Here is a 14,094-nt window from a genome sequence, read left to right as displayed (position 1 = left end):
TTATCGAGGAGCGATCGTCGCGGGCGCTAAGTGCTTTACGCGAACTGACGCAGGAAACGCAGATCGTTCTCGAAGAACAGACGCAGATCCTGCACGCCGTAGCGCAGCATCGTCAGGCGCTCGAGGCCGCTGCCGAACGCGAAGCCGATATAGCGCTCCGGATCGAGGCCCATGTTGCGGATGACGGTCGGATGCACCTGCCCCGAGCCTGAGATTTCCAGCCATTTGCCCGCGTTCTTGCCGTGTTCGAACATCATGTCGATCTCGGCGGACGGCTCCGTGAACGGAAAATACGACGGGCGGAAGCGCACGAGAATGTCGTCGCGCTCGAAGAACTTCTTCAGAAAATCGGTGTAGACGCCCTTCAGATCCGCAAAGCTGATGTTCTCTTCGATCCACAGGCCTTCGACCTGGTTGAACATCGGCGAATGAGTGGCGTCGCTGTCCACGCGATACGTGCGGCCCGGCACGATCACCTTGATCGGCGGCTTGTTCATGCGCGCGTAGCGCACCTGCATCGGGCTCGTATGCGTGCGAAGCAAAAGCGGACGGCCATCCGCGTCCTTGCCGTCGACGTAGAACGTGTCCTGCATCGAGCGCGCCGGATGGTTCTCCGGGCTGTTCAGCGCCGTGAAGTTGTACCAGTCGGTCTCGATTTCCGGACCGTCGGCGACATCGAAACCGATCGTGCGGAAGATTTGTTCGACGCGCTCCCACGTACGCATCACCGGATGCAGCGTGCCCGCACCCGCGCCGCGTCCCGGTAGCGTGACGTCGATGGCTTCCGACGCGAGACGCTGATTCAGCAGCGCGTCGGCCAGCGCCTGACGGCGCGCGTTCAGCGCGGCTTCAACCTGCTGCTTTGCCTGATTGATGCGCGCGCCTTCTGTCTTCTTCGCTTCCGGATCGAGCTTGCCCAATCCCTTCAGCAATTCGGTCAGCGCGCCGGACTTGCCGAGGAACCGTGCCTTCTCGTTTTCGAGCGTGGTGGTATCGGCGGCGTGTTCAAAGGCGCTTTTCGCGTCGGCGACAATCTGGTCCAGATCCATTGATCCCATCTTTTAGCGTCGAAATTCAATCTGAGGTTCGGTTTTGCTCATCCACGCTCCACGATGGGCATGAGATGCGCAAAACCGTCCGACCAACAAAAACGGGGCTCGGTGAGAGCCCCGTTTTCTGCCTTCGCGCCGCCGTCAACGTATTTCTACGATGCGGCGACGAGGAGGCGAACCACGCAGTACTAATTTCGCAATTAGGCTGCAACGGCGGCTTTCACCTGCTTCACGATCGCAGCAAAAGCAGCCTTGTCGAACACAGCCATGTCAGCCAGAACCTTGCGGTCGAGTTCGATCGAAGCCTTCTTCAGGCCGTTGATGAACACGCTGTAGGTCATGTCGTGCTGACGCACCGCCGCGTTGATACGCGTGATCCACAGTGCGCGGAACACACGCTTCTTGTTGCGGCGATCGCGGTAGGCGTACTGGCCTGCGCGCATGACCGCCTGCTTGGCGATGCGATAGACGTTATTGCGACGGCCGCGGTAACCCTTGGCCAGACGGATGATCTTCTTGTGACGGGCCCGTGCGGTAACCCCACGTTTTACTCGAGGCATGTTGCTCTCCTTAAGTTAGATGAGGTTAGGCGAACGGCAGCATTGCGCGGACGGAGTTCAGATCGGAATCATGAACGGCCGTGGCGCCACGCAGATGGCGTTTGTTCTTGGTGGTTTTCTTGGTAAGAATGTGGCGCTTGAAGGCCTGACCGCGCTTGACGGTACCGCCCGGACGCACCACGAAGCGCTTTGCAGCACTCTTCTTGGTCTTCATCTTCGGCATGAAACAACTCCAGTTTATTAGATGGTCATGGGTGTGCGGATGATCCGCCGATACTGCCCGCGAACCCCTTCCCGCCCTTCGAAACCCACGCTCCACTTGTGTGCGAACGGTTCGGTGAAGAACCGCCGCTTTTCATGACCGGCGTCACCGAAATGACGCCGGCCTGAAACCGCCGGCAATGCCGCGCCGACCGCCTTTCGACGGCGCGCGATCCATCGCCCTACTGCTGTTCGGTTACTTGCCCTTCTTCTTCGGGGCAAGCACCATGATCATCTGACGCCCTTCCATCTTCGGCATCTGCTCGACCTGGCCATATTCGTCCAGATCGGACTTCAGGCGCTCGAGCATACGCATGCCGATTTCCTGGTGCGCCATTTCGCGACCGCGGAAACGCAACGTGATTTTCGTCTTGTCGCCGTCTTCGAGGAAGCGCGTGAGGTTGCGCAGCTTGACGTTGTAGTCACCGTCATCCGTGCCGGGGCGGAATTTGACTTCCTTCACCTGCACGATCTTCTGCTTCAACTTCGCTTCGTGCTGCTTCTTCGCTTCCGAATACTTGAACTTGCCGTAATCCATCAAACGGCAGACAGGCGGCGAAGCCTGCGGCGCGATTTCGACGAGATCCACGTCGAGTTGCTCCGATTGACGGAACGCCTCGGCCAGTTTCACGATTCCGAGCGGCTCGTTGTCCACTCCGACCAAACGCACTTCCGGCGCGGTAATCTCACCGTTGATGCGATGTGACGACTTATCAGTAGCGATGTTACGTTTCCTCTAAAAATGAAAAAACAAGCCGCGCTGCGAGTGACTTACTTGAACGTCCGCACTTCCTGCTGCAGACGTTCGAGGAATGCGTCGACCGGCATCACGCCCAGATCGACACCGCCACGAGCACGCACGGCTACGGTTTGTGCATCACGCTCCTTGTCGCCGACGACCAGCAAATACGGCACCTTTTGCAGCGTGTGCTCGCGTATTTTATAGCTAATCTTCTCATTGCGCAAATCGGACTCTACTCTAAGCCCTTGTTTTTGCAACGATTGAGCCAGATTTCCGGCATATTCGGCCTGACTTTCAGCAATATTCAGCACAACGGCCTGGATCGGCGCGAGCCACGGCGGCATTGCGCCGGCGTGATGCTCGATCAGAATGCCGAGGAAACGCTCCATTGATCCGACGATTGCGCGATGAAGCATCACCGGACGGCGGCGGCTGTTGTCTTCCGCCACGTACTCCGCGCCGAGACGCTCCGGCAGCACCATGTCGAGCTGCAGCGTGCCGCATTGCCACGAGCGGCCGAGCGCATCCTTGATGTGATACTCGATCTTCGGACCGTAAAACGCGCCCTCGCCCGCGAGCTCTTCCCACTGCAGGCCGCAGGCGGTCAGCGCTTCGCGCAGGCCCTGCTCCGCGCGATCCCAGGTTTCATCGGTGCCGGCGCGCTGTTCCGGACGCAGCGACAGCTTGATGTCGATGTGATCGAAGCCGAAATCCTTATACACGCTCATCGCGAGCGTGTTGAACGCGATCGATTCCGCGATGAACTGATCTTCGGTACAGAAGATATGTGCATCGTCCTGAACGAAGCCCCGCACGCGCATCAGACCGTGCAGCGCGCCCGACGGCTCGTTGCGATGGCACGAACCGAACTCCGCGTAACGCAGCGGCAAGTCGCGGTACGAGCGCAAGCCGTGATTGAACACCTGGACGTGGCCCGGGCAGTTCATCGGCTTGATCGCGTAGTCGCGCTTTTCCGACTCGGTCGTGAACATGTTTTCACGATAGTTCTGCCAGTGCCCCGATGCTTCCCACAGCGAACGGTCCATCACCATGGGAGTCTTGATTTCGAGATAGCCGGCTTCGTTCACGCGGCGACGCATGTACTGCTCGACCTGCTGCCATAGCGACCAGCCCTTCGGATGCCAGAACACCATGCCCGGCGCTTCGTCCTGCAGATGGAACAGGTCGAGCTGCTTGCCGAGCTTTCGGTGATCGCGCTTCTCGGCTTCTTCCAGCATGTGGAGGTACTGCTCCTGGTCTTCCTTCTTGGTCCACGCGGTGCCGTAGATGCGCTGCAGTTGCTCGTTCTTCGAATCGCCGCGCCAGTACGCGCCCGCGACTTTCATCAGCTTGAAAACCTTGAGCTTGCCGGTGGACGGCACGTGCGGGCCTCGGCACAGGTCGATGAAATTGCCGTGCGCGTAAAGCCGGATCTCGTCGCTTTCCGGAATCGATTCGATGATCTCGGCCTTGTACGCCTCGCCGATGCTCTTGAAGTACTCGACGGCCTCGTTGCGCGAGACGACGCGGCGCGACACCGGCTCGTCCTTCTTCGCGAGCTCCTGCATGCGCTTCTCGATCTTTTCGAGATCTTCGGGCGTGAACGGACGGCTGTACGAGAAATCGTAGTAGAAGCCGTTGTCGATGACCGGCCCGATGGTTACTTGCGCCTCGGGGAACAGATCCTTCACGGCATAGGCCAGCAAGTGCGCGGTCGAGTGACGCACGACATCGACGCCTTCCGGGTCTTTGTCGGTGACGATCGCGAGCGACGAATCCTTGTCGATCAGAAACGAGGTGTCGACGAGTTCGCCGTTGAGCTTGCCGGCGAGCGCCGCCTTGGCGAGGCCCGCGCCGATCGATGCCGCAACTTCCGCGACGGTCACCGGGTGGTCGTATTGTCGGACCGACCCATCAGGCAAACGTACCGAAACCATATCGTTCTCCAAGACGCCGGCACATGCCGGGCGATTCGATTAAGCATTGCCACGCGATTTCGTTTGAAATCGCAAGACAAAAAAAATGCGGCCCCGCTATCGAGGGGCCGCATTCACTTTTCACACATACCGCGAAACAATTTGGCAGAAGGCGAATATGGTCCTCGACTAGCGTCGCTCCGAAGTTGTTTCGGTCAACGTTCGACGTGCCATGTTTTTTCGCCTTTTGCGCTGCGCGCTTCTTGCGGTTTGAAACCCCGCGAACCGAAGTCCGCTGGATTTCGTTTTCGTTGGTAGGCTCGATTGGACTCGAACCAACGACCCCCACCATGTCAAGGTGGTGCTCTAACCAGCTGAGCTACGAGCCTGAAAGAAGTGAGATTATATGGAGTGTTTCAGATGTTGGCAAGCGCTTATCTTCAGAAAAATCGAAAATATTCGCCAATCCGTTCAATCCCTTCTAGATGCTACGCGCGACGCGAAGCGCGAATCACGCCCTGCACTTCGCCGAGCAGCGTGCATGCGCGTTGAATCTGCGCTGCACTCGACACTTCCACGGTGAACTGCATATACGCGACATTCCTGCGGCTCTGGCTCTTCACGCCGATCACGTTGATCTTCTCGCGCGCGAACACTTCGGAGATGTCGCGCAGCAAGCCCTGGCGATCCGCCGATTCAACCGAAAGGTCCACCGGATAAACGGACGAGCCACGCCCGTTCATCACCTCGGCGGACCAAGTCGTGTGCAGCACGCGTTCGGGCGAGCGCTCGGCCATGCGCTTGAACGTCTCGCAATCGGTCCGGTGCACCGACATGCCTTTGCCGCGCGTGACGAATCCCGCGATCGGATCGGGTGGCGCCGGGCGGCAGCAACGCGCGAGTTGCGTGAGCAGCGCATCGACACCGACGACGAGCACGCCCGTCGACGCTCCGTGCGCCACGCTTTGCCCGCTGCTGCGCTTCTCGAACTGCTCGGGCGCTTCGGGTTCGGGCTCGGGCGGCGGCGCATCGGAAAGCGCCTGCTCGATGTTGCGCAGACTGAACTCGTCCTTCGCGACGAGTGCGTAAAGCTCCTCGGGCGCCTTGAAGCCGAGTTTCGCCGCGAGCTGTTCGAGACTGACCGATGTCTTTCCCTCGCGCTGCAAGGTCTTCTCGACGATGCTCCGTCCGGCCGCGATGTTCTCCGCCGCATCCGCCGCGAGGAACCACGAGCGCACTTTCTGCCGCGCGCGGGCGCTATGCAGATAGCCGAGCTGCGGATTGAGCCAGTCGCGCGACGGACCGCCCTCCTTCACCGCGACGATCTCGACCGTCTGTCCGTTTTGCAGCGGCGTGTTGAGCGGCACCATCGCGCCATCGACGCGAGCGCCCCGACAACGATGTCCGAGCTCGCTGTGCAGGTGATATGCGAAATCGACGGCTGTCGCGCCTTGCGGCAACGCGATCACGCGCGCCTGCGGCGTCAGCACGTAGATATGGTCGTCGTCGAGCGTCGCGTCGCGCAGATGCTGCCAGCCGGGATGCTCGCCTTCGACGTCGTCCTTCCACGCGAGAAGCTGACGCAACCATGCGATCTTCTCGTCGTATTTCTCGCTCGCGGTCACCTGCCCCGCATAGCCACGCGCGCCCGCTTCCTTGTACCGCCAGTGCGCGGCCACGCCGTACTCGGCGAACTGATGCATCTCGTACGTGCGAATCTGGACTTCGAATGCGCGCCCGTCGTCGCCGATCACGACCGTATGCAGCGACTTGTAGCCGTTGGGCTTGGGACGCGAGATGTAATCGTCGAACTCACGCGGCACCGGCTGCCACAGGTTGTGCACGATGCCGAGCACGGTGTAGCAATCCTTGATGTCGCCGACGATCACGCGAAATGCGCGCACGTCGTTCAGTTCGGCGAAATCCAGCTGCTTGCCGCGCATCTTCTTCCAAATGCTGTAGATGTGCTTCGGCCGTCCGCTGACGTCCGCCTTGATGTGCGCGGTTTCCAGTTCCTTCTGCAGACGAGCGATGGCCTCGGTCACATAGGTCTCGCGCTCGACGCGCTTCTCGTCGAGCAGCTTCGCGATGCGTTTGTACGTGACCGGATCTTCGAAGCGAAACGACAGGTCTTCGAGTTCCCACTTCAGTTGCCAGATGCCGAGCCGGTTGGCGAGCGGCGCGTAAATCTCCAGCGTCTCGCGCGGCACGTCGGGCGACGGTTCGATCTTGTGCGCGGCGTAGTAGCGCAGCGTCTGCACGCGCGAGGCGAGCCGGATCAGCACCACGCGAATGTCCTGCGCGAACGCAAGCAACATCTTGCGCAACGCTTCGACCTGCGCACGGCGCGCGGCCTGCGCGTCGCGCGTGTTTTCAGGCAGTTCCGCGAGCGTCGCGCGCGAGCTGACCGAACCAAGCCGCAACAGCTTGCGTACATCGCCGACGAGCCGCTGCACTTCCGGGCCGAAGCGCTCCGCGATCACCTTCTCCGGATCGTCAAGATGCGGCGCCAGCACGAAGAGCGCCGCGGCGGCGACCGCGTGCGAATCGACGTTGAGCGTCTGCATGATGCGCGCGGTGCCGGCAGCGTGGTCCGCGAGCAGTTCGCCCGTCGAGACGCGCGCGTCCTTCGCGTGCTCGCGCACGAACGCGAGCGCGTCGTCGATGGACGGCTCGGGCAACGTTTCGGTGGGGACGGCGGTCTCGGTCATTCGGGCGATGCCAATACTTCAGACGACTCGATTCAGTTGCGCTGTGCGGCGATCACGACGATTTCCACGAGGCACGCCGGATTGGCGAGCTTCGCTTCGACGGTGGCGCGGGGCGGCGTGTTGCCTTCCGCGACCCACGAGTCCCACACGGCGTTCATGCCGGGGAAATGGATCATGTCCGAGATATAGATCTGCACCGACAGCAAGTGCGACTTGTCGCTGTTCGCCTCTTCGAGCAGGCGGTCGATGTGACCGAGCACTTCGCGCGTCTGACCGGTGATGTCCTGGTCCGTGTCCTCGGCGATCTGGCCGGCGAGATACACCGTGCCGTTGTGGATCGCGGTTTCGGAAAGGCGCGGCCCGACGTGATGACGAATGACTGCCATTGTTTGTTCCTGATCGGTTATGGTGAGAAAGGAAGCGCAAGCGGCGCGCAAGCACCTTATGTTCAGCCCAATATTATGCCCCGCTCGCGTCATCGCCGAGAAAGAACCCCCTGGCGATGGCGATTTGATCTTCGACAAGAAAGGCCGGCGCGTGACCCGCGCCCGGGATCTCGGCGCTCGTCACGGCCTGACCTTTCTCGACCATTTGCGCGACCGTCTCGCGCGACAGCAAATCCGAGCTCTCGCCGCGCACGACGAGCACCGGCGTCCTGATCGACGCGAGCGAGCGCCAAAGAAACGCCTCGCCGGCCGCATTCTGCTCATCGGTGGCCGACGTGAACGGCGTCGCGATGCCCGGGTCGTAGCGAAAGCCCCACGCACCGTCGCGCTCGTGCAGGAGCGGCGTGTTGATGCTCGCCCACTCCTCGTCGGTCAGCGGCCCGAACGACGCCGCGAGCGCCGCCGCGTGCCGCACGCCTTCGTCGAGCGATGCGAAACGCGCCGGCTTGCCGAGATACTCGCCGATACGCTGCAGCGCGACCGGTTCGATATGCGGCCCGACATCGTTGAGCAGCATCTTTCGGATCGGCGTGTTCGGCAAGCCGCCGAGCGCCATGCCGATGAGACCGCCCATCGACGTGCCGAACCAGTCCACCGTCTCGACGTTCAACCGCGCGATCAGCGTTACCATGTCCGCGACATACTGCGGCACGCCGTAGTAACGCGGATCCGCGAGCCAGTCGGACAGTCCTCGCCCGACCACGTCCGGACACACCACGCGATAGTCCCGCGCGAACGCTTGCGCGAGCTTGTCGAAGTCGCGTCCCGAGCGCGTCAGGCCGTGCACGCACAGCAGCACGCGCGGATTGGCCGGATCGCCCCACTCCGTATAGGCGATGCGATGCAGACCCGCCGGGCTCGCGCATTGCACGAAGCGCTGGCGCGGCTCGCTCAGATCGGAATGCACGGCTTCGGCGACGATGGATGCGGTCATGGAGAGGTCCTCGTGGAAGTGTCGAAACGATTGTAAAGCGCATCTCACCGGATCGAGCGGGCCTATGCCGAACGGACGACCCCTTCCCGCGTGCACAGATGCGGGCGAAACCCGCAAAAGCAAAGCGGGCGAAGCTCCGAAAGCTTCGCCCGCCCGTGTTCGCGCTCACGCCGAGAGAACCGGCGTTCGTGTCACGCCGCTATCACTTCACGCTCGTGACATCGAGCGGCGCGCCCGTCTTCTTCTGAATTTCCTCGACCGTCACGCCGTCGGCCAGCTCGACGAGCTTGAGGCCATTGTCGGTGACGTCGATCACGCCGAGATCGGTGATGATGCGATCCACGACGCCCACGCCCGTCAGCGGCAGCGAGCACTCTTCGAGGATCTTGTGCTGGTCGCCCTTCGCGACGTGTTCCATCAGCACGACGACTTTCTTCACGCCGGCGACGAGGTCCATCGCGCCGCCCATGCCCTTGATCATCTTGCCGGGGATCATCCAGTTGGCCAGATCGCCCTTCTTGCTGATCTGCATTGCGCCGAGGATCGCCAGGTTGATGTGGCCGCCGCGGATCATCGCGAACGAATCCGCCGACGAAAAGATCGACGAGCCCGGCAGCGTCGTCACGGTCTGCTTGCCGGCGTTGATGAGATCGGCGTCGACTTCGTCTTCATACGGCGACGGCCCGATGCCGAGCAGACCGTTTTCCGACTGCAGCCACACTTCCATGCCGTCCGGAACGTGATTGGCGACGAGCGTCGGCAAGCCGATACCCAGGTTCACGTAGAAGCCGTCCTGCAGTTCCTGCGCCGCGCGCGCGGCCATCTGGTCACGAGTCCAAGCCATGATTACTCTCCTTTCGCGCGGACGATGCGTTGTTCGATGCGCTTTTCCGGCTGCGCATTCAGCACGAGGCGCTGCACGTAGATGCCGGGCAGATGGATCGCGTCCGGATCGAGTTCGCCCGTCTCGACGATTTCTTCCACTTCGGCCACGGTGATCTTGCCGGCCATCGCGCACATCGGGTTGAAGTTGCGCGCGGTGCGCCGGAAGATCAGGTTGCCGGATTTATCGGCCTTCCATGCCTTGACGAGACCGACGTCTGCCGTGAGCGAATGCTCGAGCACGTAATGGTTCTCGCCGAACTGGCGCGTTTCCTTGCCTTCCGCGATCACCGTGCCGAAACCGGTGTTCGTGAAGAACGCCGGAATGCCCGCGCCGCCCGCGCGCAGCTTCTCGGCGAGCGTGCCCTGCGGCGTGAATTCGAGCTCGAGTTCGCCGGCGAGGTATTGGCGCTCGAACTCCTTGTTTTCGCCGACGTACGACGAAATCATCTTCTTGATCTGGCGCGTCTCGAGCAAGAGACCGAGGCCAAAGCCGTCGACGCCCGCGTTATTGCTGATGCAGGTGATGCCCTTGACGCCCGTATCGCGCAGCGCGGCGATGAGCGCTTCGGGAATGCCGCACAGCCCGAAACCGCCGACGGCGAACGTCTGCCCGTCCTTGACGATGTCCTCGAGCGCGGCTTTCGCGCTGGGATAGACCTTGTTCATCTGTGTGTCCCTTCCATGTTGAAACCAACTGAAAATCGGTTTTTTGATGCCGCCGATGCACTGTTCGAGCGCATCGCGCGGCCTTTTGACGTGGCACAAGCGTACTTTGTGCCGATGATCCGGCACAATACGCAAAAATACATAAGTCTTTGCCCGCGCGCGTTGGTTCCCGGCGCTTTTCGCCGCGATACGCAAGGCGCCGCGCGCCCGATCTCACATGCGTGCACTGGATTATCAAACCGCGTTTCAACTTGCGCCCGTCGGGCTCGTGCTTTCGCGCGAGCGCACGATCGAAGACTGCAACGAGCAGCTTTGCGCGATCTTCGGTTCCATGCGCGAGGCGCTCATCGGCAAGTCGTTCGAGGTGCTGTATCCCTCGCCGGACGAGTTCGCGCGCATCGGCGAGCGCATCGCCGCGCATATCAGCAAGGAAGGCACGTACAGCGACGACCGCATCATGAAGCGCAAGAACGGCGAACTGTTCTGGTGTCACGTCACCGGCCGCGCGCTCGACCGGACCGCGCCTCACGCGGCGGGCGTCTGGACATTCGAGGACTTGAGCGCGACGCGGCGGGTCGCGATCGAATTGACGCCGCGCGAGCGCGAGATCGCCGCGCAGCTCGTGACGGGCAAGACGAGCAAGCAGATCGGCCGCGTGCTCGATATCAGCCCTCGGACGGTTGATATCTACCGCGCGCGGCTCATGAGAAAGTACGACACGGGCAATGCGACCGAACTGCTGCAACGGCTGCTCGGCACCTGACCTGCGCGCTTTACGGCGCGACGGGCGCGGCGGTCTCGATGATCTGCCGCAACATGTCCGGCAGCGGCACGGACTTGCCCGCCGCGTAGTCGATCCAGACGATTTTCGCTGCGCCGCGCGCATACAGTGCGGCGGGTTCATCGGCGCGATACAGCTCGAAGCGCGTATCGAGACTGCTGCGCCCCGGCTTGCCGACGGACATGCGCCCGATCACGTCGCCGGGATACTGAAGCTGCTTCAGAAACTCCATCGACGCGTTTACGATCACCGGCCCTTGCCCGTCGCCATTGCCGCCGACGAGACCGATCTCTTCGAACCACGAGATACGCACCTGCTCCATGTAGCGGAAATAGACGGTGTTATTGACATGCCCGAAGGCGTCCATGTCGCCCCAGCGGATCGGCATGGAAAGTTCGAAGACGGTGTGGAAATCGTTATGCGTGGTCATTGCGTGCGCTAAAAAGTTCAAAGCGAAAAACCGTCGTCCGCCGAGATGACCGAGCCGTTCATGAACTGCGATTCGTCGGCGGCGAGCAGCAGCAAAAGACCGTCGAGATCGTTTGGCGAGCCCACGCGGCGGCGCGGCAGCAACGAAATGAGCTTTTGCCCCTGCTCGGTCTTCCAGTGGTGGTGGTTGATCTCGGTATCGATATAACCCGGGCAGATCGCGTTGACGTTGATGCCGTGTCGGCCCCATTCGAGCGCCATCGCCTTTGTCATCTGCACGACGGCGGCCTTGCTCATCGAGTAGAGGCCGATCTGCGGAAACACCCGCAAGCCTGCCACCGACGCCACGTTGATGATGCGATAGGCCGGCTTGGCCGCGCTGTTGCTGTTGCCGCGCATGATCATGCGCTTGGCGACCTCTTGCGCGACGAAAAACGCGCCGCGCACGTTCGTGCCGAACACGAATTCGTAGTCCGCGGGCGTGACCTCCGTCAGCTTTTGCGTGGTCGACACGCCCGAGTTATTCACGAGGATGTCGATGGTACCCGCTTCGGTCTCCGCATGCGCGATCGCCGCTTTGATGCTCTGGTAATCGGTGACGTCGAGCGAAACGACGTGCGCGGCGCCGCCCGACGCCTCGATTTCGGCGCGCAGCTCCTTCAGGCGCTCCGTGCGCCGGCTGGCGAGCACCACTTTGGCGCCCGCCTGCGACAGCACTTGCGCGAAACGCTTGCCCAAACCGCTGGACGCGCCGGTAATCAGCGCGACCTTGCCTTCCAGGTTGATCGAACGGCCCATTGTGCTTCCCTTTTTATGGTTGGCTCAGCCCGGGCAGGCACGCGGCGCGCCGATGCGGGCAATAAGCGTCAACACCGATAGCGCGGGTGTCGTGAATAATAGTACGATCGTGCTAAATTAGCGAGCTTTGGTTGCGGCCCGCTTCACCTTCCCTGAAAATACGCGATCCCGAAAGGGCATTCTAACGGCACATAGGAGCATTGATGACCCCGGCGAGCCTCAGCGAGCAATACGGTCCCCGCGAATCGATGGAATACGACGTCGTGATCGTCGGCGGCGGACCAGCCGGTTTGTCGGCGGCCATCCGGTTGAAGCAACTGGCGGAAGAAAAAGGCGTCGAAATCGGCGTGTGCGTCCTGGAGAAAGGCTCCGAAATCGGCGCGCACATCCTGTCCGGCGCGGTCATGGATCCGCGCGGCCTGTCCGAGCTCATTCCCGACTGGAAGGAAAAAGGCGCGCCGCTCGACGTCGAAGTGACCGAAGACCGGTTCCTGTTCCTGTCGCAAAACGACGCGAAGCAGGTGCCGAACTGGCTTCTCCCCGACAATTTCAAGAATCACGGCAATTACGTCATATCGCTCGCCAATGTCACGCGCTGGCTCGGCCAGCAGGCCGAGGCGGTGGGCGTCGAGATCTTCCCGGGCTTCCCGGCCGCCGAAGTCTTGTATGCGGACGACGGTTCGGTGCGCGGCGTCGTCACCGGCAACATGGGTGTCGGCAAGGACGGCGAGCCGACGGAGAATTTTCAGCTCGGCATGGAACTGCACGCGAAATACACGCTTTTCTGCGAAGGCGCGCGCGGGCATCTGGGCCGTCAGCTCATCGAGAAATTCAAGCTCAACAAGAATGCCGATCCGCAGGTGTACGGCATCGGCATCAAGGAATTGTGGGAAATCGACCCGGTCAAGCACAAGCCCGGTCTCGTGATCCACACGGCCGGCTGGCCGCTGGAACCCGACACCTACGGCGGTTCGTTCCTCTACCACATGGACAACAATCAGGTGGTGGTCGGCTTCGTCGTCGGGCTCGGGTATTCGAATCCGTATCTGTCGCCATTCGAGGAATTCCAGCGCTACAAAACGCATCCGTCGATCCGCGCGTTCCTCGAAGGCGGCAAGCGCATTTCCTACGGCGCGCGCGCGATCACCGCCGGCGGCCTGATGTCGCTGCCGAAGCTCGCGTTCCCGGGCGGCGCGCTTGCCGGCGACGACGCGGGTTTCCTCAACGTATCGCGCATCAAGGGCAGCCACGCGGCGATCAAGTCCGGCAAGATGGCCGCCGAAGCCGCGTTCGAAGCCGTTCAGGCGGGCCGCCAGAACGACGAACTCACGGCCTATCCCGAAGCGTTCGACAGTTCGTGGCTCAAGACCGAACTCTACCGCGCGCGCAACTTCAAGCAGTGGATGAGCAAGGGTCTGTACCTCGGCACGTTCATGGTCGGTCTGGAGCAAAAGGTGATGGGCGGCAACGTGCCGTGGACGCTGCATCATCAGCACTGGGATCACGAGATGCTGAAGCCGGCGTCGCAATGCAAGCCGATCGTCTATCCGAAGCCGGACGGCGAGCTCACGTTCGACCGTCTCTCGTCGGTGTTCATCTCGAACACGAACCACGAAGAGAATCAGCCCCCGCATCTGACGCTCAAGGATCCGAGCGTGCCGGTCAACGTGAACCTGCGCACGTATGCCGGTCCTGAAAGCCGCTACTGCCCCGCCGCCGTGTACGAGTTCGTCAAATCGGACGACGGCAACGAGCGCCTGCAGATCAACGCGCAGAACTGCGTGCATTGCAAGACCTGCGACATCAAGGATCCGACGCAGAACATCGTCTGGGTTACGCCGGAAGGCGGCGGCGGGCCGAACTATCCGAACATGTGAGGTCTGAAACGACAAAGGGCGCCAAATCGGCGCCCT

General features: G+C 61.7%; 14 protein-coding genes and 1 tRNA gene. 2 read left to right on the top strand and 13 right to left on the bottom strand.

The window, feature by feature from the left end:
- Positions 1 to 35 precede the first annotated feature (35 nt).
- The 11 genes from pheS to LDZ23_RS05255 form a co-directional block, all read right to left on the bottom strand.
- The gene (pheS, locus tag LDZ23_RS05305; protein WP_033537244.1) at positions 36 to 1,049 is read right to left on the bottom strand and encodes a phenylalanine--tRNA ligase subunit alpha; all 1,014 of its coding nucleotides are present in this window, start codon (positions 1,047 to 1,049) and stop codon (positions 36 to 38) included.
- 203 nt (positions 1,050 to 1,252) lie between these two features.
- A complete protein-coding gene (gene rplT / locus LDZ23_RS05300; RefSeq protein WP_008350196.1) occupies positions 1,253 to 1,612 on the bottom strand; it encodes a 50S ribosomal protein L20 in 360 nt (119 codons plus the stop codon).
- A gap of 25 nt (positions 1,613 to 1,637) precedes the next feature.
- Entirely contained in the window at positions 1,638 to 1,835 is a 198-nt protein-coding gene (gene rpmI / locus LDZ23_RS05295) for a 50S ribosomal protein L35 (protein ID WP_004191477.1), read from the bottom strand.
- 234 nt (positions 1,836 to 2,069) lie between these two features.
- Entirely contained in the window at positions 2,070 to 2,597 is a 528-nt protein-coding gene (gene infC, locus LDZ23_RS05290) for a translation initiation factor IF-3 (protein WP_075583511.1), read from the bottom strand.
- A 47-nt stretch (positions 2,598 to 2,644) separates the two neighbouring features.
- Positions 2,645 to 4,552 carry a threonine--tRNA ligase gene (gene thrS, locus LDZ23_RS05285; protein WP_244807939.1) on the bottom strand — a complete coding sequence of 636 codons (1,908 nt, stop codon included), beginning with the start codon at positions 4,550 to 4,552 and terminating at the stop codon, positions 2,645 to 2,647.
- A gap of 291 nt (positions 4,553 to 4,843) precedes the next feature.
- Positions 4,844 to 4,920 (bottom strand) — tRNA-Val (locus tag LDZ23_RS05280).
- Positions 4,921 to 5,019: 99 nt separating this feature from the next.
- Complete coding sequence (locus tag LDZ23_RS05275; RefSeq protein ID WP_034472050.1) at positions 5,020 to 7,242, bottom strand: RelA/SpoT family protein; 2,223 nt, start codon at positions 7,240 to 7,242, stop codon at positions 5,020 to 5,022.
- Between the two features lie 32 nt (positions 7,243 to 7,274).
- On the bottom strand, positions 7,275 to 7,628 hold the full coding sequence (locus LDZ23_RS05270) for a RidA family protein (protein ID WP_008350311.1): 354 nt from the start codon (positions 7,626 to 7,628) through the stop codon (positions 7,275 to 7,277).
- Between the two features lie 73 nt (positions 7,629 to 7,701).
- Positions 7,702 to 8,622, bottom strand: coding sequence for an alpha/beta fold hydrolase (locus LDZ23_RS05265; protein WP_244807938.1), 921 nt, complete (start codon positions 8,620 to 8,622; stop codon positions 7,702 to 7,704).
- 202 nt (positions 8,623 to 8,824) lie between these two features.
- Positions 8,825 to 9,466: a CoA transferase subunit B gene (locus LDZ23_RS05260; RefSeq protein WP_008350316.1), complete on the bottom strand. Its 642-nt coding sequence runs from the start codon at positions 9,464 to 9,466 to the stop codon at positions 8,825 to 8,827.
- Positions 9,467 to 9,468: 2 nt separating this feature from the next.
- Positions 9,469 to 10,173, bottom strand: a complete 705-nt coding sequence (locus tag LDZ23_RS05255; protein WP_008350318.1) for a CoA transferase subunit A — start codon at positions 10,171 to 10,173, stop codon at positions 9,469 to 9,471.
- Positions 10,174 to 10,390: 217 nt separating this feature from the next.
- Between LDZ23_RS05255 and LDZ23_RS05250 the strand changes: the two genes are divergently transcribed.
- Entirely contained in the window at positions 10,391 to 10,936 is a 546-nt protein-coding gene (locus LDZ23_RS05250; protein WP_244807937.1) for a LuxR C-terminal-related transcriptional regulator, read from the top strand.
- A gap of 10 nt (positions 10,937 to 10,946) precedes the next feature.
- Here the strand turns inward: LDZ23_RS05250 and LDZ23_RS05245 are convergent, their stop codons facing one another.
- Together LDZ23_RS05245 and LDZ23_RS05240 are read right to left on the bottom strand one after the other, a co-directional pair.
- Positions 10,947 to 11,384, bottom strand: a complete 438-nt coding sequence (locus LDZ23_RS05245) for an acyl-CoA thioesterase (RefSeq protein ID WP_008350323.1) — start codon at positions 11,382 to 11,384, stop codon at positions 10,947 to 10,949.
- A 17-nt stretch (positions 11,385 to 11,401) separates the two neighbouring features.
- Entirely contained in the window at positions 11,402 to 12,181 is a 780-nt protein-coding gene (locus LDZ23_RS05240) for an SDR family oxidoreductase (RefSeq protein ID WP_008350325.1), read from the bottom strand.
- A 203-nt stretch (positions 12,182 to 12,384) separates the two neighbouring features.
- On the opposite strand from LDZ23_RS05240, the gene LDZ23_RS05235 reads away from it, so the two are divergent.
- The gene (locus LDZ23_RS05235) at positions 12,385 to 14,058 is read left to right on the top strand and encodes an electron transfer flavoprotein-ubiquinone oxidoreductase (RefSeq protein WP_244807936.1); all 1,674 of its coding nucleotides are present in this window, start codon (positions 12,385 to 12,387) and stop codon (positions 14,056 to 14,058) included.
- Positions 14,059 to 14,094 lie beyond the last annotated feature (36 nt).

Origin of the sequence: Caballeronia zhejiangensis (assembly GCF_022879815.1) — a bacterium.
GTDB lineage: Bacteria > Pseudomonadota > Gammaproteobacteria > Burkholderiales > Burkholderiaceae > Caballeronia > Caballeronia zhejiangensis.
Note: the sequence above shows the minus strand (reverse complement) of the source record. Positions and strands in the feature narration are given on the sequence as shown.